The sequence below is a fragment of the Terasakiella sp. 4MB5A genome, from assembly GCF_050058155.1.
GTDB classification, from domain to species: domain Bacteria; phylum Pseudomonadota; class Alphaproteobacteria; order Rhodospirillales; family Terasakiellaceae; genus Terasakiella; species Terasakiella halodenitrificans.
The window spans coordinates 2,081,203-2,099,405 of the sequence record NZ_CP188815.1; the positions used below are offsets into that span (position 1 = coordinate 2,081,203).

Genomic DNA, 18,203 nt, shown 5'->3' on the forward strand with positions numbered 1-18,203 from the left:
GAATTACATATATTATGGCGAATTCGTTTGTTTTCGTCCATTTTTCACAAGAGGATATTGTGCTTTTTCGTAAAAAAAAGCCGATTGTACAGGTTCGGCTACCTGAAATTGAAGAAAAAAAGCGCGTTGATGAAACAGCAGCTATTTTAGCCTCGCTTGCAGAGCCAATTATTGTTTTAGATAGTGAGCGTGTTGTTAAATATGTCAACAAAGCTGCAATGGACTTATTTGGTCGTGTTTTGGTCGGGCGTAATATTGTGCAATGTTTACGTCAACCTCATGTGGTGGAGGCCGTCGAACATGTTTTTAATGATAAAAAGACATGGGTAGGGGATGCTAAATTCCCTGCACCTGTGGAACGTCATTTAAGTTTGCGTGTTGCTTTAATTGGTGATGGCGACGGTGTGACGATTACTGTGCGCGATACGACTTTAGAAAAGCGCACGGAAGAAATGCATTCCGATTTTGTCGCCAATGTCAGCCACGAGTTGCGTTCGCCCTTGTCTGCCTTGTTAGGGTTTATCGAAACCTTACAGGGGCCGGCACAAGATGATAAAGAGGCTCGCGTACGCTTTTTAGACATTATGATTCAAGAAGCCAATCGAATGGCGCGATTAATCGATGATTTGCTGTCTTTGTCACGTGTGCAGATACAAGAACACGTGGTTCCTGATGAGGCTGTCAATCTAACACTGATATTACAAAATATTGTGGATATTCTTAGCCTTAAGGCAGAGGCACGCAATATGCCACTCATTTTAAATGCGGTGGATCGTGCATATTGGGTCGCCGGAGATTCTGATCAGATTACGCAAGTTTTTCAGAATTTGATTGATAATGCGATTAAATATGGTCGATCCGGTACACCTGTTGAAATTACCTGTAATTTTCTGGATCGAATGCCGGATAGAGCCGTTCCGGCTATTACTGTGAAAATCAAAGATCAGGGAGAGGGCATCGAAGAGGAACATCTCCCACGTTTGACTGAACGTTTTTATCGTATTGATAAGGCGCGTTCGCGTACTTTAGGCGGAACTGGATTGGGACTCGCGATTGTGAAACATATCATTGTACGCCATCGTGGCCGCTTGAATGTTGAAAGTAAGATCGGAATTGGATCCACCTTTACAGTTATATTGCCACAAAAAGTCTGAAATTTTGGCGGTGTCACAAAAGCGTAATACTAACGTAATAAAATCGTATCCAAGTGAAAATACTGTGGGGTCACTGATGTAAACGAAAACGCGTTTACAAACTGAATTTCAGTTCACTTACTTTGTTTGGAGAATTCCTTATGTCACTTAAGAAGACTCTTGCTGTCGCAGCTTTAGCTTCTGTTGTTGCCGCTGGCGCTGCTGAAGCACGCGATCAAATCCGTATCGTTGGTTCTTCTACTGTTTATCCGTTTGCAACATCTGTTGCTGAAACATTCGGTAAAACAACAAGTTTCAAAACACCTGTTATCGAGTCCACTGGTTCTGGCGGTGGTTTCAAACTGTTCTGCGCCGGTATTGGTGAAGAACACCCGGATATCACAAATGCGTCCCGCGCTGTGAAAAAGTCCGAAATCGAACGTTGCGCGAAAAACGGTGTTGAAAAAATTACCGAAGTTAAAGTTGGTTATGACGGTATCGTTATGGCGAACTCCAAAAAAGGTAAACGCATGGAAATTAACCGCAAGCAGATCTTCTTGGCTTTGGCCAAGGATGTTCCGAATGCGGAAGGCAAGCTGGTCCCGAACCCGAACCAGAAATGGTCTGATGTTGACCCGTCTTTACCGGACGTGAAAATTGAAGTTCTTGGCCCGCCGCCGACCTCCGGTACACGTGATGCTTTCGCAGAACTGGCCCTCGAAGGTGGTTGTAAGCAATTCCCCCAAATCAAAGCTTTGAAAAAAGGCGATGAAAAGATGGGGATCGCGAAAGACAAAAAGAAATATAAAGCTATTTGTCATTCAGTTCGTGAAGATGGTGCCTATATTGATGCCGGTGAAAATGATAACCTGATTATCCAGAAATTGAATGCAAATCCGAATGCTTTCGGTGTATTTGGTTTCTCCTTCCTTGATCAAAACTCCGACACTGTTCAGGGTTCTTTGATTGATGGTAAAGAGCCGCTGTTTGAAGCGATCGCTGATGGTTCTTATCCGGTTTCACGTCCGTTGTTCTTCTACGTTAAGAACGCACACATCGGTTCTGTACCAGGCATTCTTGAATATCTGGCTGAATTCACCAACGATAAAGCTTGGGGTGATGAAGGTTACCTGACTGATAAAGGTCTGATCCCGATGCCGACTGAAGAGCGTGCGAAATACAAAGCCGCTGTTCAAGCACTGGGTGCAGGCAGCTAATCTACCGTTCCTTGTGAAAGGCGGCGGTGTTTGAACGTCGCCTTTCCTTTTTCTATTCACTTTAATTGATTGTGATCGCTGAGATATGCAAACCACGATTTTCACATTTACCGTTCTGCTTCTGGCTTTAATCGGCTTCTATATGGGGCGTGCCCGTGCGGTTTCTTCCGTTGGGGGGAATATCCGTCAGTTGCACTCTCTGCCCCGCCATTACGGATATTACGTCTCTTTATGGTGCGGCCTCCCTACATTATTTTTATTTATTCTTTGGTTTATTTTTGAACCGCAGATCATTAATAGTCTGGTGCTTCATAATGTCGCAGCTATCAATGACGAGACATCAAGCGCGATGGTCGCCCGTATTCTTAGCGATATCAAATTTATCGCTGCCAATGGCACCAATGTTAAATCTGCTACACCGGAAATGATTGCCGCTGCAGACCATTACCTTGAACTGAAAAAGATCGGTATCGCCTGCCTGGGTGTTGCGGTTTTGGCCTTTGCTATTGTTGGTTTGGTGATTGGCAATAAAAACATTGGTGAAAAATTAAAAGCGCGTGATCAGGTTGAAAAAGCCATTCGCATTTTACTGTTGGCCAGTTCGATTGTTGCTATTTTGACGACAATCGGGATTGTGTCCTCCTTGTTATTTGAAGCCATTCGTTTCTTTGGCAAAGTTCCGTTAAACGAGTTTTTGTTCGGATTGGAATGGAGCCCGCAAATTGCCATGCGCAAAGATCAAGTAGCAAGCGAAGGGTCCTTTGGTGCTGTTCCGATTTTTGCAGGCACGATGCTGATTTCCTTTATTGCAATGTGCGTGGCAGTTCCGGTGGGGTTGTTATCTGCAATTTATATGTCTGAATATGCAACGCCGAAAGTACGTGGACTTGGCAAGCCAATCTTGGAAATTTTAGCGGGCATTCCGACGGTTGTGTATGGCTTTTTTGCTGCACTCGCTGTCGCTCCGACGATCCGCAATATTGGTGAAGGCTGGGGACTTGAAGTTGCTTCGGAAAGCGCTTTGGCCGCCGGCCTTGTTATGGGTATTATGATTATCCCGTTTGTGTCCTCTTTATCCGATGATGTTATTCGTGCTGTTCCTCAGGCATTGCGGGATGGGTCCTACGCGTTGGGCGGGACAAAATCAGAAACGGTTTTACAAGTGATCCTTCCTGCTGCTTTGCCGGGGATTGTCGGCGGTATCATGTTGGCGATTTCACGCGCAATCGGGGAAACAATGATTGTGGTGATGGCTGCTGGGTTATCGGCAAATTTAACGGCCAACCCGCTACAGGCTGTTACGACTGCGACGGTGCAGATGGTTACCCTTCTTGTTGGTGACCAGGAATTTGACAGCCCCAAGACTTTAGCGGCTTTCGCTCTTGGTTTGGTCCTGTTCTGCGTCACCCTCTGTTTGAATGTCATCGCGCTTCGCGTTGTTGCAAAATACCGAGAAAAATATGACTGAGTTAAAAGAATCTATGCAAAAGGCCCATGCTCGTTTGAAAAAACGTCGGGCGGCAGAAAAACGTTTCAAAATGTTTGGTGTCGGCGCTCTCGCATTTGCTTTTCTGTGCGTTCTGATGTTGTTTAGCAGTATTATTTCCAATGGTTACACAGGGTTTAAGCAAAGTTATATTCAGCTTGATATCGCTATGGATGAAGCTGTTATCGACCCAGATGGATCCCGCGACCCTGCGAAGCTGAGGTTTTCAAATTATAATGCCTTGGTGAAAACGGCATTGAAAACCAAATTCCCGGATGTAAACAACCGCCGTGAAAAACGCAAATTATATGGCTTGATCAGTTCAAGTGCCGGCTTTGATCTTCGTGATATGGTTTTGGCTGATCCTGCGATTATTGGGACAACCCAAACTGTTTGGGTGATGGCTTCTGATGAGGTTGATATGCTGATCAAAGGCGTTTTTGATCGCACACAGCCCGAAAGTACACGCCCGATCACCAATGATGAAATTGCATGGGTAGAAACTCTGGAAAAAGAAAATCGTGTTGAAAAACGTTTCAATACCAATTTCTTTACCGCAGGTGATTCCCGCGAACCGGAACAAGCCGGTATCCAAGGTGCACTTGTCGGGTCTGCCTTGACTATGCTGGTCACGTTGGCCTTGTCTTTCCCATTGGGGGTTATGGCAGCGATTTACCTTGAAGAATTTGCACCGAAAAACAAGTTTACCTATCTTGTTGAGGTCAATATCAACAATCTGGCGGCTGTTCCATCGATTGTATTTGGTTTGTTGGGGCTTGCGATTTTCTTGAACCTGTTTGGTATGCCACGTTCTGCCCCTGTGGCAGGTGGTATGGTTCTGGCCCTGATGACCCTGCCGACCATCATTATCGCGGCACGTGCAGCCCTTAAATCCATCCCACCGTCTATTATGGAAGCGGCGATTGGGGTCGGGGCTTCGAAAATGCAAGCGGTCTTCCACCATCAGTTGCCATTGGCGCTGCCGGGTATTCTGACGGGTACGATTATCGGTATGGCGCAGGCCTTGGGTGAAACCGCCCCCTTGCTGATGATTGGCATGGTTGCCTTTATCGCCGATGTACCAAGCACACCGTTTGATCCCGCAACTGTCTTACCTGTACAGGTTTATTTGTGGGCAGATAGCCCTGAACGAGCCTTTGTTGAAAAAACTTCCGCCGCAATCATGGTCCTCTTGGGGTTCTTGATTACAATGAATGCTTTGGCCGTCCTCTTGCGTAAAAAGTTGGAACGACGTTGGTAAAAATGGAAATGAAAGCTATGAAACCAATGACAAAAGATAATGCAGTTGATATTGAGAAGGAACTCAATATCAGCAATGGAAATGTCTCGAAAGGTGTCAATTCCGTGAAACTGTCGCAAGACGAAGTCAAAATCTCAGCCAAAGACGTTCGCGTCAAGTACGGCGAAAAAGAAGCCTTGTTCGGTATTAACCTTGATATGCCAAAGGGTAAGGTCACATCCTTCATTGGCCCGTCAGGTTGTGGTAAGTCAACGTTTTTGCGTTGCTTAAACCGTATGAATGATACGATTGATGGTTGTTCCGTTACGGGGCAAATTATGGTGGATGATGTAGATATCCTTTCAAAACAGGTGGATACTGTTTTGTTACGGGCCAAAATCGGCATGGTTTTTCAGAAACCGAATCCGTTCCCCAAATCAATTTATGATAACGTTGCCTACGGCCCACGTCTTCACGGCTTGGCAACCGATAAAAACGAACTGGACGAGATTGTTGAAATCAGTCTTGAAAAAGTCGGCTTGTTGAAAGAAGTCAAAGATCGTTTGTTAGAACCAGGAACAGGGTTATCCGGTGGACAACAGCAACGTTTGTGTATTGCACGCGCCATTGCGGTTGATCCTGAAATCCTGTTGATGGACGAACCCTGTTCAGCGCTTGATCCGATTGCAACGGCAAAAATCGAAGAATTGATTGATGAATTACGTGGTTCTTATACCATTGTAATCGTGACACATTCGATGCAACAAGCCGCACGGGTATCACAACAAACAGCGTTTTTCCATCTTGGTAATTTGGTGGAGTATGGTGAAACTGAAAAAATCTTCACTTCACCGGTAGATGAGCGCACTAAGGGCTATATCACAGGGCGTTTTGGTTAAGGCGAGTGTAAAAAATGAACAACGTAGAACATACTGTAAAATCCTACGACAGCGAATTAACCAAACTGGACAACGCGATTGCCCGCATGGGCGGTATGGCGGAATCTCTTCTTGGTCAGGCTTCCGAGGCATTGGTAAAACGTGATACAGCCTTGGCTGCAGATGTCATTCATAATGATGTAAAAGTGGATGAACTGGAAACCGAAATCAATATTGAGGCAACCCGCATTTTAGCTTTACGTCAACCTGTTGCGGATGACCTGCGTGCGGTGATTTCTGCCTTAAAAACATCTTCCGATCTGGAACGTATCGGTGATTTGTCTAAAAATATTGCAAAACGGACCATTACATTATCCAGTGGTACGCCAATTGGTGCGGTTCATACAATTGCTCGTATGGCCTCGTTGGTTCAGTCTATGGTGCATAATGTTCTGGATGCTTATCTGGAACGGGATGAACGCAAAGCATTGGACATCCGCCAACAAGACGAAGTGGTCGATCAATTACATACCAGCCTGTTTCGGGAGCTTCTGACCTATATGATGGAAGATCCGCGCAATATTACGTCTTGCACACACTTGTTGTTTATTGCCAAAAATGTTGAACGTGCGGGTGATCATGCAACAAATATTGCTGAAAATGTTTATTTCCTTGTTACGGGAACGCATCCAGAAGACGAACGTCGCAAGGATGATGAAACCAGCTTTACAGGTCTTGAAGGATAAAAACGATGGAACCACTAGTTTTAATCGTTGAAGACGAACCGCCATTGGCTGAGTTGGTCCGTTATAATATCGAAAAAGAAGGCTTTCGTGCCCTTTGTGTCGGTGATGGCGAAGAAGCCATGTTATTGGTTGAGGAAGAAGAACCCGATCTGGTGATTTTGGATTGGATGCTGCCGGGATTAAGCGGCATTGAAGTTTGTCGCCGTTTACGTGAACGCAAAAGCACAAAGTCTTTGCCAATCATCATGTTGACTGCACGTGGTGAAGAAAGTGACCGTATTCGTGGTTTGGATAGTGGGGCAGATGATTATATCGTAAAACCATTTTCTCCTAACGAATTAATTGCCCGTGCAAAAGCTGTTTTACGTCGTGCGAGTCCGGCTTTAGCGCAAGACAAACTGAGCTATGAAGATATCTCAATGGATCTGACAGAACATAAAGTGCTGCGCGATGAAACGCCTGTTCACCTTGGACCTACAGAATATCGTTTGTTACGTGTTTTGATGGAACGCCCAGGTCGTGTTTTTTCACGCGAACAATTGTTAGATAAAGTCTGGGGACGTGACATTCATGTGGAAGTTCGTACCGTTGACGTTCATATCCGACGCCTTCGTAAAGCACTGAGCATTAATGAGCGTCCAGATTTTATTCGGACCGTTCGAGCGGCAGGTTATTCATTAGACTCAACGGTTTAAATCGTGCCATAGTCTGCGTCTTATTTGCAGGCTAAGGATATAAAAAATGAACCTCCGTGATACATTGCAGGCGTTATGCGTCGTAATTATCTGGGGGTTTAATTTTGCCGCCATCAAGGTTACGGTAGGGGAAATTCCACCTTTAACCCTAACCATAATACGATTTGGCATAACAGCAGTTTTATTATTGCCGTTTTTCAGACTGTCTTTCGTTCAATTAAAACAAGTTGTCCCTGTCGCCCTTGTTCTTGGCGTGGGGCATTTTGGTTTGTTTTTTGTTGGTTTTCGCGGGGCAGATGCCGCGACAGTCGCGTTGTTATTGCAATTGGGTGTTCCCTTCAGTTGTATTTTAGCGGCAATCTTTTTTAAGGATAAACTCGGCCCTAAACGCATAAAAGGTCTGACAATGGCCTTTGTCGGGGCTGCTTTTCTGGCAGGGGAACCACAAGGTGGAACGGTCCTAAGCGTGGTGTCTGTTATTGCCTGTGCCTTCTGCTGGGCATGGGCGAATATTCTTATTAAAAAACTGAAAGGCATCCCACCGTTGGCGATTATGGGATGGATGAGTTTGTTTGCCATGCCTGTTCTTGGCATTATGTCCTGGTTTTGGGAAGAAAATCAAATTTTAGCTATTAAAGAGGCCTCAAATACAGCATGGATGTTGCTCTCTTATACGATCATTGGATCCTCTATTTTTGCTTATCATCTGTGGTATCGCCTCATTGATCGTTTGGATGTAAATCAGGTCGTTCCTTTTACCTTGATTGCACCGGTCATCGGTGTGGGGGCAGGTGTGGTTCTTTTAGGGGAAAGCTTTACTATATATAAGCTACTAGGCGGTCTGATGACGATTGCAGGTGTTGCCATTATTCAGTTCAGGCAAATAAGAAGGCATAAGACATAATGCAGTTTATTTTGGAGAATGAAGGGGTAATACGACTTTCTGCTTTTGTGGGACTGTTTTGTCTTATGGCGGTTTTAGAAGCGATACGTCCACGCAGAAAACGGTCTTTCCCTCGACAAAAACGCTGGTTCTCCAATTTTGCAATTCTGGCTATCGGGGCCATTTGTGCTCGTCTCTTATTGCCTTGGGTTCCGGTAAGTGTCGCGTTTTACGCACAGGAAAACCCAATTCTGTTTGAACCTGTTCTTCCCGTTGTTGTTGGTGTGCTTCTTCTGGATTTCTGCATTTACTTACAACATGTTGCGATGCATAAAATTCCGATTTTATGGCGTTTGCATCGTTTGCATCATGGTGACCTTGATTATGATGTAACAACAGGTATCCGGTTTCATCCCATTGAAATCGTATTGTCCTTGTTATTTAAAATGGCGCTTATTTTGATCTTTGCGATAGACCCCTTATCGGTGATTATTTTTGAAGTGACCCTAAATGCAATGGCGATGTTTAATCATGCCAATTTCAAATTGCCGTTAAAACTGGATGCGGTTTTACGATTGTTTATCGTGACACCTGATTTTCACCGGGTTCATCATTCTTCCATACCGTCTGAGACAAACAGCAATTACGGTTTCAATATCAGTTTATGGGACCGCCTTTGCCGAACATATACCCCACAACCCCAAGGCGGACATGAAACTATGCAAATCGGGCTGGAATATTTTCGTGATCCCAGCCAATTGCGTTTGGAAAAAATGATTATTCAACCTTTTTGTAAAAAAGAACCATGATTGTTACCTTTACGGATTTTGGCATAACAGGTCCCTATATGGGGCAAATGAAGGCTCGTTTGCTGGAATATGCGCCTTGCGAACAGATCGTTGATTTGATGATCGATGTCCCGCCTTTTCAAATCTCGTATGGGGCAAAATTGCTTGCAGGCCTTCTTGAAAATATGCCGAAACAGGCGGTCTATTTATGTGTTGTTGATCCTGGGGTTGGCGGGCAGCGCAAACCGATTTGCCTGCAATGTGATGGACGTTGGCTTGTTGGTCCTGACAATGGCCTGTTTCATTATATCATTCAGTCTAGCCAGAATGTGCAGGCTTTTGAAATCCTTTGGCGGGGAGAAACTCTTTCAAAGTCTTTTCATGGTCGTGATCTTTTTGCGCCAATTGCCGCCATGCTGGCACAGAATATAGATTTTGATAAATCCACTTTGAAGATTGACGAACTTGTAACTTTGCCTGAAATACAGGTGAGAGAAGTTATCTATATTGATGTTTATGGTAATTGTTGGACCGATATACGTCATGATGACATAACCACAGATGAAGCTTTAATGATAGGAACATCGGCGTTAAAATATGCAGATGTGTTCTGTGACACAGAAGTCGGGCATGCTTTTTGGTATTTTAATTCATCAGGCTTTGTTGAAATCGCTGTAAATCAAGGAAATGCGGCACATTTTTTTGGTTTGATGCTTGGAAGTCAGATAAAGAGAAACTAAGTAAGAATGAGAATATTTCACTTTTGTTTAAATATTTTCCCTTTATCATTTAAATGTTGAAATAAATTGAGCTAGAGAACGATGTCTTTCGCAGTCAAATTTTGGGGCGTACGTGGGTCAATCGCTTGTCCTTCACCTGAACATATTGAATATGGCGGCAATACAAGCTGCATTGAAGTATGTGCGGGGGATTATCGTTTTATTCTGGATGCAGGTACTGGCATTCGTAGTTTGGGACAAGAATTTCTTAAATCCGGCGTTAAGGAAGCGCATCTTCTTTTAACCCATACGCATTGGGATCATATTAACGGTTTTCCTTTTTTTGCACCGGCATATGTACCGGGTAATAGCTTTCATGTGATGGCCGGACATTTAATGGATGTCGGTGGTATTCGCCAGGTCCTCGCCAGCCAGATGGCAAATCCAACATTTCCTGTTCCTTTGGAAGTTATGCAGGCGAATTTGACATTTGAAGATTTTCGTGCTGGCGATAGTTTTATGTTGAACGATCAAATTAAAATTGTGACAGCACCTCTCAACCACCCGAACGGTGCGACAGGTTACCGTATTGAATTTGATGGAAAATCTATTTGTTATGTGACAGATACGGAACATGTTGTCGGCAAGCCCGATCAAAATGTTTTAAACCTGATTAAAGGGACTGATCTTGTTATCTATGACAGCACCTACAGTGATGAAATATTCGAAAGTAAAATAGGGTGGGGGCATTCAACCTGGCAAGAAGGCATTCGGTTATGCCGTACGGCACAGGTGAAGAGGTTGGCTATTTTCCATCATGACCCGGAACATACCGATGATATCATGCATGATGTTGAAGAAGCGGCCAAAGGGCAATGGTCATCCTGTTTTGTTGCAAAAGAACGCATGGTTGTTGAGATTTAGATAAATCTCTAATCCATAAGAAAAAGCCTCTGATCCAATTGGAGAGAGGCTTTTTTTGTAATCCGGTTTTGTAATCCGGTATTTCTCTTATTGGTTTTGTGCTGCCGGGGCTTCCGTGGGTGTTTCTGTTGGGGCAGCAGCAGGTTGATCGCCTGTTGGCTCTACTTGTGTGCCTTCACGGGCAATAGAGGTGACCGGAACATATTTGGGAGGGGAGTATTCAAATGGTTTTTGGTGAATACGCATAACAACACGACGGTTTTTTGATTTGTTTTCGGCTATCGGTGTGCCGTCTTCCATCCGGTTTGGGGCCTTCGGGCGGGTAGAAGCATAAGATAAAACGCGCATACGTTCGATCTTGGTTCCGTTTTCATTCATAACCCGTAAAACAGAAGCCGCCCGTGCCGCACCAAGTTCCCAGTTGGACGGGAATTGAACAGTGCTGATCGGGTCATCATCTGTATGGCCTTCCAGATCAAGGTTAAAAATTTCGTATTGCGGTGCATTTACCAGTTCTGCAACGGCTGTCAAAACCGGGTAGGCAGCATCCACGATTTGCGCAGTGCCGGGAAGGAAGAATGTTGAACTGTCAAATTCCAGTACAATACCGCTGTCATCAACGCCGAGTTTTAAAACCTTCCCGTCGGTTAATTCCTGAACAACTTCGGCAGCATCTTCCTTGAAATCCTTAATCGGGGCCTTGCGTTCCTTTTTATTAACCTGTTCGTTGATCCCTTCGGCAACTTGTTCATAAAGGGCAAGGTCAACTTTGGAAACGGCAACCATAAGAACGAAAAACGCCATGAGCAGGGTAATCGCATCCGCATATGTGGCGAGCCAAGATTCATCAGCGGGTTCTTCTTTTGGCGGTGGTGGAGGTGCCATTTCGCTTCCCTCAGTTCAATGAAGTTATTTTCTCATCATCTTATCAAGATTGTAATGAATAGCCGGATCAAGGAAGCTGTTCATACGATCTTGAATGTAGCGCGGGCTTTTTCTGTCAGCGAGTAAGCACAATCCTTCCGCTACAAGATAATTTCTAAAACGCACAATTTCTTCGCGTTGTTGAATTTTGTTCGCAGCGGGTAAAAAGATCATACGGGCAAAGATCACACCATAAAGTGTGGTCAACAATGCAACTGCGAGACCAGCACCCAACTGGGTTGGGTCGCCCCCCATGTTATCCAGCATAATAATCAGACCAATCAAGGTCCCAATCATACCGAAAGCCGGGCAGGTAGCAGCGATTTCGCGCAGGATTTTTGCCTGAATAGTGTTTCGAACGAAAGTGGTTTCAATTGTGTTGGTCAGAATTTCACGAACTTCCTGTCCGGTATACCCACTGATCACCATGTCCATACCAAATCCGATAAATCTATCAGCGCGAGCGGCTTTTTTTGACTCTTGCTCCAAAGCGGGAATGCCGTTTTTTTGAACGGTGTAGCCCCATTTAATGATGCGGCCCACTTCGGCAGTCAAAATATTACGGGCAACTTTTGGTGCAAAGACCAGTCGACCGATGAGCTTGAGTGCCAGCATTACATAGCGAGGTTCATAAGAAACAAAAGTTGCTGCGAATGTACCACCGATAACCATGATGAAACTTGGTAAATCCAGGAACATCAAGAAATTGTCCGTACTGAGCAAAATCGCTCCGACGAAAAGACCAATCCCCCCAAGGATCCCGATTATTGTTGCAAACGACATTTTTTAGCCTCTGCCCTATTTCGTTTGTTAGTCGTGTTTAACTTATCAATAGAATAAGCTATTAAACCTCATTCTGGCGTAAAAATCCTAATAGAATCATAACAAATTGTTATTTATCTTTCTCGAAACGCCTCATGTTTCATTTTTAGGACGGGTTTGACCATATATTCGATAACAGATTTTGTTCCGGTATGAATGTCAACGGTTGCTTCCATGCCCGGTGTAATTTCGTACAAGCCTTCTTTTTCGCCTAAATAAGTTTTTTCTGTTTGAACGATAACACGAAAATATGTTTCACCTTCGGGTGAAGTTGTGGAATCCGGGGCAACATGGATAACCTTGCCATCAAGGCTGCCGTATCGAATGAAATCATAGGTGTTGATTTTCACAACAGCATCCTGATTTTCTTCTACATAACCACGGTCAATGGGTTTCAAGCGGGCTTCGATTACCAAATTTTCACCAACGGGAACAATTTCCATGATCGGCTCACCACCTGTGACCACCCCACCGATGGTATTGTACGTCATATTTTTAACCACGCCGTCAATCGGGCTTCTGATCAGGGCGCGTAAGCCTTGATCGGTTGCTTTGCTTAATAATTCACGCGTTTGTGCGATATTTTGTTCGACGGTCCCAAGTTCTTCAATCGCTTCACGTTGAAAAGCTGTTTTTTCTTCGTTTATGGTGCTTTGCGCTTCTCTAATCGCCGCTTTCGCTTTGGGGATTGAGTTTAATAAGCTGCTTCTTTCACCTTCCAGTTTTTGCGCTTCTGCTTCCAATTTCAGATGATCCATTTTAGACGTCAGCTTGTCTTTCAGCAAATCGGTAGACATGGCAAAACGTTGCCGGGCAAGTCTGAGGTTACGTTTTGCACTTTCAAGCTTATCTTCCAGCTCGTCAACGCTCAGTTCTTTTTGGCGTAACTTGTCATTGAGCACATTTAAGCGAGAGTTCAAATCCCGAAGGCGGGCTTGATAAGATTGTTTGGCTGCAGCGGCCATTTGCGGTCGGGCAGCAACGATATCTTGTGGAAAATCGACTTCACTGCCATTTGCTTCGGCAAGGAGGCGGGCACGGTTCAACAATAATCCATCAAGGCGAACTTCTAATTCTTCTTTGTTAACCCCACCTGTACCGAGATCAAGCTGGACCAGTTCAGTCCCGGTTCTGACAATATCACCTTCTTGAACGTAAATATCAGTGATAATCCCGCCTTCAAGGTGTTGAACGACTTTGACCTTTCCTTGAGGAACGACTTCACCGATGGCGACGGAAACTTCTTCCAACTCGGTAAAGACAGCCCATGAAATGAATACAACAAGGGCGAACATGATACCATAAGCAACGGGTTTAAACGTTTGAACCGGATTTTCTGTCACTAATTGATCAAGGCGGGTCATGGTTGCGGTTCTCCCTTTTTATCGGTAGCTGCGGGAGTAGGGGAAGGATTGGATTGAGGGATAGGCGGTTGTGCCGCATTGGGCGTGTTTCTTTTCTGCTGTGTGTTTTGTGCCAGTTTGGGCAAGACATCTTTGGTTGCCCCGGCAAGGGCAATCCGTCCCTGATCCATCACGATCATATTTGCACATGCCCCCAACAGGATTGGACTGTGGGTGACAAGAATGATGGTATGATCTTTGGCGAGTGTCACAAGAAGGTCGCGCAATTCTTCTTCGGCTTGACGGTCCAGACTGCCGGATGGTTCATCCAGTAAAAGAACAGGAGGATCACCAAGAAGTGCACGTGAGATGGTCAGACGTTGACGTTGTCCACCGGAAAGGCGCCGTCCTGCTTCGCCGATATCACTCGCATAGCCATCGGGTAAATCAATAATGGTGTCGTGGACGCCGGTTGCCTTACAGGCATCAATAATTTCGTCATCGCTTGCTTCGGGGCGGGAAAAAGCAAGGTTATCACGCACACTGCCATGCAAAAGCGCACATTCTTGTGGGACATATCCAATCCAGCTTGCGAGTTGGCTGCGTGTAAATTGTTTAATATCCGCTTTATCCAGAAGCACCCGCCCACTTTGCGGGATGTAAAGACCTTGTATTAATTTAACCAAGGTGGTTTTACCACTGCCGTTTCGACCAACAAGTGCTGTTAAACCACCGGGTTTTAGGGTGAAGCTGACTTCCGCAACGACAGGTGCCAAATCTTGCCCATAAGCGAATGAAACTTTATCCAGAGTGATCAAGCCCTGAGGGCGACCCATTTCAACGGAACTTTCCTGACGTTCGACAGGGAGTTCAAAAAGCGCTCCTAATCGTTCAACAGACTGTTTGAAACCGCCAAAGGTTCGCCATGACCCGACCAACTGGTTCATCGGTCCCAGCAAGCGCCCAGATAACATATTGGTCGCAATAAGGGCACCCATTGTCAGTTCCTGATTAATGATGGCAATGGCACCAACTGTGGTGAGGGCGATTGTCGTCATTAATGTCAAGGTCATGCCCAGGTTTGTGTATGCGTCGGCTTTCCCCCCGCGAATAATGGAATTTTCAATATTGTCGGCATGGCGGTCTTCCCATGTTTTTTCTAACGTCTTGTCCATTGCCAAGGCTTTGATCGTAGTCCGTCCGGCAATAACACCTGCGATGAGGTCATCCCGGCTAAGTGCCGTCTTTTTTTCTTCCTGACTGGCATTGCCGATCACTTTTCCTGAACGCCAGGCAACCAGCAAGAATAAAGGTAAAATAATAAGGAAAACCCAGGCAATTGGGAGAGCAAGAACAAGAATAAGACCGAGGAAAAGAAAAACAAAGGGAAGGTCAACCAATAGAATTGCCGTGCCGCCGCTTAGTGTGTTGCGAACGGTGTCCACATCACGAAACATCGTTTGCCAATAGGCTGCCGGTTTGCTTTCCAATGTATGCAAAGGGACTTGCGTAAATTGTTTAAAAAGTTTCCTGCCAACATCCACGTCAATTTTGAGGGCAACGCGCTGCATGACCTTTGATCGGGCTTGGCGCAATGAATAATCAAATACTAAGACAAGGACAATACCGATCAGTAAGCCTTTTAAGGTTTCAAGACCTCCGTTAAAAACCACGCGGTCATAGACTTGTAAGACGAAAACCGGGACAGCCAAGGCTAACATGTTGATAAAGAATGACATGCCCATGACTTCTCGAAAAGTCTTCAGAAGTGGCTTTATGATGGGTTTTAACCAGTTGAAACTCTGCGGCAGCATTTGCGATTCCATTAACCCTGTTAATTTATAAACTAGAAACTAACTTAATTTTGTCTGAAAAACGACTGTATATATCTGTTTTTTGTAGCATTATTTCAAATAAATGCCATGTTTTCTTGACCTGTGACAGCTTAGCTGGTGTCATGATTAGAGGTTGGCACAATTACGAGGGGATTGTCACGTGGCTGATGATGTTTCTAAAAAACAAAAGAAACCGGGCAGAATACGTAAGTTTTTCTCAATGGCCCGGTTGGTCGGTTTTCTCCTTCTCCTCGGATTATTGGGTGTTCAGGTCGTTAATCCTTATCCCGTTGATTTTTTACGAGTTAAAATCTTTGACATGTATCAACGTGCCCAACCGCGTGAGGTCAAAACCCGCCCGGTAACGATTGTAGACTTGGACGAAGAAAGTCTTGCAACCGTCGGGCAGTGGCCGTGGCCGCGCACAATCATTGCAGATATGGTGGCCAATCTATTTCGAATGGGGGCGGGGGTTGTTGCCTTCGATATTGCATTCCCTGAACCAGATCGTCTTTCACCCAATATGATTGCTGATAACGTCAGTGGATTGGATCCGACGATTGAAGAAACCATTCGCCAGTTGCCAAGTAATGATGCCTATTTTGCCAATATTATTAAACAAACACGTGTTGTATTGGGGCAGGCAGGCTTTGATCGTAAAATCGAAGATCAGGTTCATCGCCCGCCGGTTAAGAAATCAATTGCTTTTCGCGGTGAAAAACCACACGCATTTGTACCGTCTCTGCCTTCACTTGTGCGTAATATTCCTGAAATTGAAGAAGTTGCGGCTGGCCATGGTTTCTTTTCATTATTCCCGGAACCTGATGGGGTTGTGCGACGTGTTCCTACGCTTTTTCAATATGAAAATGAGATCTATACAGGCTTGGCGGTGGAAATGCTGCGTGTCGCAACAGGTCGGCGTACAATTCTCGTAACTTCCAATGAATTAGGCGTTGAAAAAGTTGCCATTGCCAAAGGTTTAATTTTACCAACAGATAAAAAGGGGCGGGTTTGGCCGCATTTTTCCAAACGCGATAAAGAAAAATATGTTTCGGCACGCGATGTTTTAAGTGGTGTCGTTGATCCGGCACTGGTGCGCGGTAAGCTCATCATTGTCGGGACATCTGCCGTTGGCTTACTTGATATTCGTTCAACACCTGTGGAAGAAACGCTGCCTGGGGTGGAAGTTCATGCCAATGTGATTGAGGCTGTGGTCGATAATGCTTTTCTTAGTCGTCCGCCCAATATGGATGGTGCAGAATTTCTGCTGACCCTGTTTGCAGGCTTGGTGATGATTCTTCTCGTCCCGATGATTGGGGCAAAATGGACATTGATCCTCTTCCTCTTTATTGCGGGCGGCTCTGGGGCATCGTCATGGTATCTGTTTAGTGAGAAAAAGTTACTATTTGATGCAGGCTTTGCTATGCTCTCGACACTCGGCATTTATATACAATTGACCTATATGGGATATGCAGCAGAGGAAGCGCAGAAAAAACAAGTCCGATCAGCGTTTTCACACTATATGTCACCAGCATTGGTCGAACGATTGGCAGAAGACCCCGGTCAATTGAAATTAGGGGGTGAAAATCGTGAAATGACGCTTTTGTTCTGTGATGTTCGCGGCTTTACCTCCATTTCAGAACTATTTGATGCCGAGGGTCTCACCAAATTGATCAACAAGTTCTTAACTCCGCTGACAAACGTTATTTTGCAACGACAGGGGACGATTGATAAATATATGGGTGATTGCATCATGGCGTTCTGGAATGCTCCATTGGATGATCCTAATCATCAACGCAATGGCTGCCTCTCTGCCCTTGAAATGATTGACTCGCTTGTTGCTGTAAACGAACGTCTGGAAAAAGAAGCCGAAGAAGAAGGTCGCCCCCATATTCCCCTAAAAATCGGCATTGGTTTGAATACAGGAACCTGTTGTGTGGGGAATATGGGATCAGATCAACGTTTTGATTATTCTGTTCTGGGCGATAGTGTAAATTTAGCTTCACGCCTAGAAGGTCAATCTAAAACATACGGTGTAACAATTGTTATTGGCGAAAACACCTATGTGAATGTGCAGGACTTGGCCTGTATTGAACTGGATTTGATTAAAGTAAAAGGCAAGACGGAAGCTGTTCGTATTTATTCAGTTCTGGGCGATGACAAAATTGCCCAGACACCTGAATTTATTGCATATGCCAAACATCATGCGACCTTGTTAAAAGATTATCGTCTACAAAATTGGGAAAAAGTACGCCAAGATATCAAAACAGCAAATGAAATGATTGATAAATTGGGTATGGCACATCACGGCCTTTATGATCTTTACCAAGAACGTATGATCGCTTATGAAACCGAACCACCAGGACCGGACTGGGATGGTGTTTTTGTTGCAACAACAAAATAAGTAAAAAAGGCTCTGTTATTTACCAGAGCTTTTTTTTATTTAATAAGCTCATATTGAATATGGTTTTTCCTTCCCTACATATTTTAAATTAGGGGTAGATGATCAAGTGAATAAATAAACTATCTGCAGGTCAACTCACTACCCTAAGAAATGATGTGTGAGGGTA

General features: G+C 44.7%; 16 protein-coding genes. 12 read left to right on the plus strand and 4 right to left on the minus strand.

Features of this window, described 5'->3' with window-relative positions:
* The first annotated feature begins 59 nt into the window (after nt 1-59).
* The 11 genes from ACI0FF_RS09525 to ACI0FF_RS09575 all read left to right on the plus strand — a co-directional run bounded on the left by ACI0FF_RS09525 (nt 60) and on the right by ACI0FF_RS09575 (nt 10,709).
* Nucleotides 60-1,154: an ATP-binding protein gene (locus ACI0FF_RS09525; protein WP_419796636.1), complete on the plus strand. Its 1,095-nt coding sequence runs from the start codon at nt 60-62 to the stop codon at nt 1,152-1,154.
* A 140-nt stretch (nt 1,155-1,294) separates the two neighbouring features.
* Nucleotides 1,295-2,350, plus strand: a complete 1,056-nt coding sequence (locus tag ACI0FF_RS09530; RefSeq protein WP_419796637.1) for a PstS family phosphate ABC transporter substrate-binding protein — start codon at nt 1,295-1,297, stop codon at nt 2,348-2,350.
* Between the two features lie 85 nt (nt 2,351-2,435).
* Nucleotides 2,436-3,818: a phosphate ABC transporter permease subunit PstC gene (pstC, locus tag ACI0FF_RS09535; RefSeq protein ID WP_419796638.1), complete on the plus strand. Its 1,383-nt coding sequence runs from the start codon at nt 2,436-2,438 to the stop codon at nt 3,816-3,818.
* Complete coding sequence (gene pstA / locus ACI0FF_RS09540; protein ID WP_419796639.1) at nt 3,811-5,097, plus strand: phosphate ABC transporter permease PstA; 1,287 nt, start codon at nt 3,811-3,813, stop codon at nt 5,095-5,097. Before pstC ends, pstA begins: the two co-directional genes overlap by 8 nt.
* Nucleotides 5,098-5,114: 17 nt before the next feature.
* Nucleotides 5,115-5,975 (plus strand): phosphate ABC transporter ATP-binding protein PstB, encoded by an 861-nt coding sequence (gene pstB / locus ACI0FF_RS09545; RefSeq protein ID WP_419796640.1) that lies wholly within the window; start codon nt 5,115-5,117, stop codon nt 5,973-5,975.
* A 14-nt stretch (nt 5,976-5,989) separates the two neighbouring features.
* Complete coding sequence (phoU, locus tag ACI0FF_RS09550) at nt 5,990-6,700, plus strand: phosphate signaling complex protein PhoU (protein ID WP_419796641.1); 711 nt, start codon at nt 5,990-5,992, stop codon at nt 6,698-6,700.
* Between the two features lie 5 nt (nt 6,701-6,705).
* Nucleotides 6,706-7,395, plus strand: a complete 690-nt coding sequence (gene phoB / locus ACI0FF_RS09555; protein ID WP_419796642.1) for a phosphate regulon transcriptional regulator PhoB — start codon at nt 6,706-6,708, stop codon at nt 7,393-7,395.
* Nucleotides 7,396-7,441: 46 nt separating this feature from the next.
* Nucleotides 7,442-8,299, plus strand: coding sequence for a DMT family transporter (locus tag ACI0FF_RS09560; RefSeq protein ID WP_419796643.1), 858 nt, complete (start codon nt 7,442-7,444; stop codon nt 8,297-8,299).
* Between the two features lie 65 nt (nt 8,300-8,364).
* Nucleotides 8,365-9,087, plus strand: a complete 723-nt coding sequence (locus ACI0FF_RS09565) for a sterol desaturase family protein (protein WP_419796644.1) — start codon at nt 8,365-8,367, stop codon at nt 9,085-9,087.
* Nucleotides 9,084-9,806 (plus strand): SAM hydrolase/SAM-dependent halogenase family protein, encoded by a 723-nt coding sequence (locus ACI0FF_RS09570; protein WP_419796645.1) that lies wholly within the window; start codon nt 9,084-9,086, stop codon nt 9,804-9,806. Before ACI0FF_RS09565 ends, ACI0FF_RS09570 begins: the two co-directional genes overlap by 4 nt.
* Before the next feature lie 81 nt (nt 9,807-9,887).
* Nucleotides 9,888-10,709, plus strand: a complete 822-nt coding sequence (locus ACI0FF_RS09575) for an MBL fold metallo-hydrolase (protein WP_419796646.1) — start codon at nt 9,888-9,890, stop codon at nt 10,707-10,709.
* Between the two features lie 87 nt (nt 10,710-10,796).
* Here ACI0FF_RS09575 and ACI0FF_RS09580 read toward each other — a convergent pair whose 3' ends face one another.
* The 4 genes from ACI0FF_RS09580 to ACI0FF_RS09595 form a co-directional block, all read right to left on the minus strand.
* On the minus strand, nt 10,797-11,594 hold the full coding sequence (locus ACI0FF_RS09580; protein WP_419796647.1) for an OmpA/MotB family protein: 798 nt from the start codon (nt 11,592-11,594) through the stop codon (nt 10,797-10,799).
* Nucleotides 11,595-11,618: 24 nt separating this feature from the next.
* Nucleotides 11,619-12,416, minus strand: a complete 798-nt coding sequence (locus ACI0FF_RS09585) for a motility protein A (RefSeq protein WP_419796648.1) — start codon at nt 12,414-12,416, stop codon at nt 11,619-11,621.
* A gap of 113 nt (nt 12,417-12,529) precedes the next feature.
* Entirely contained in the window at nt 12,530-13,819 is a 1,290-nt protein-coding gene (locus ACI0FF_RS09590) for an HlyD family type I secretion periplasmic adaptor subunit (RefSeq protein ID WP_419796649.1), read from the minus strand.
* Nucleotides 13,816-15,537, minus strand: a complete 1,722-nt coding sequence (locus ACI0FF_RS09595; RefSeq protein ID WP_419796650.1) for a peptidase domain-containing ABC transporter — start codon at nt 15,535-15,537, stop codon at nt 13,816-13,818. Before ACI0FF_RS09595 ends, ACI0FF_RS09590 begins: the two co-directional genes overlap by 4 nt.
* Nucleotides 15,538-15,793: 256 nt before the next feature.
* Between ACI0FF_RS09595 and ACI0FF_RS09600 the strand changes: the two genes are divergently transcribed.
* Complete coding sequence (locus ACI0FF_RS09600) at nt 15,794-18,037, plus strand: CHASE2 domain-containing protein (RefSeq protein ID WP_419796651.1); 2,244 nt, start codon at nt 15,794-15,796, stop codon at nt 18,035-18,037.
* The last annotated feature ends 166 nt before the right edge of the window (nt 18,038-18,203 follow it).

Bases quoted from the DNA above. Each gene is read 5' to 3' on its own strand.
- ACI0FF_RS09590 (WP_419796649.1), bottom strand. From the start codon at position 13,819: ATGACCCGCCTTGATCAATTAGTGACAGAAAATCCGGTTCAAACGTTT.
- ACI0FF_RS09580 (WP_419796647.1), bottom strand. From the start codon at position 11,594: ATGGCACCTCCACCACCGCCAAAAGAAGAACCCGCTGATGAATCTTGG.
- phoB (WP_419796642.1), top strand. From the start codon at position 6,706: ATGGAACCACTAGTTTTAATCGTTGAAGACGAACCGCCATTGGCTGAG.
- ACI0FF_RS09565 (WP_419796644.1), top strand. From the start codon at position 8,365: ATGGCGGTTTTAGAAGCGATACGTCCACGCAGAAAACGGTCTTTCCCT.
- pstC (WP_419796638.1), top strand. From the start codon at position 2,436: ATGCAAACCACGATTTTCACATTTACCGTTCTGCTTCTGGCTTTAATC.
- phoU (WP_419796641.1), top strand. From the start codon at position 5,990: ATGAACAACGTAGAACATACTGTAAAATCCTACGACAGCGAATTAACC.
- ACI0FF_RS09530 (WP_419796637.1), top strand. From the start codon at position 1,295: ATGTCACTTAAGAAGACTCTTGCTGTCGCAGCTTTAGCTTCTGTTGTT.
- ACI0FF_RS09570 (WP_419796645.1), top strand. From the start codon at position 9,084: ATGATTGTTACCTTTACGGATTTTGGCATAACAGGTCCCTATATGGGG.
- ACI0FF_RS09560 (WP_419796643.1), top strand. From the start codon at position 7,442: ATGAACCTCCGTGATACATTGCAGGCGTTATGCGTCGTAATTATCTGG.
- pstB (WP_419796640.1), top strand. From the start codon at position 5,115: ATGAAACCAATGACAAAAGATAATGCAGTTGATATTGAGAAGGAACTC.
- ACI0FF_RS09595 (WP_419796650.1), bottom strand. From the start codon at position 15,537: ATGTCATTCTTTATCAACATGTTAGCCTTGGCTGTCCCGGTTTTCGTC.
- ACI0FF_RS09585 (WP_419796648.1), bottom strand. From the start codon at position 12,416: ATGTCGTTTGCAACAATAATCGGGATCCTTGGGGGGATTGGTCTTTTC.
- ACI0FF_RS09575 (WP_419796646.1), top strand. From the start codon at position 9,888: ATGTCTTTCGCAGTCAAATTTTGGGGCGTACGTGGGTCAATCGCTTGT.
- pstA (WP_419796639.1), top strand. From the start codon at position 3,811: ATGACTGAGTTAAAAGAATCTATGCAAAAGGCCCATGCTCGTTTGAAA.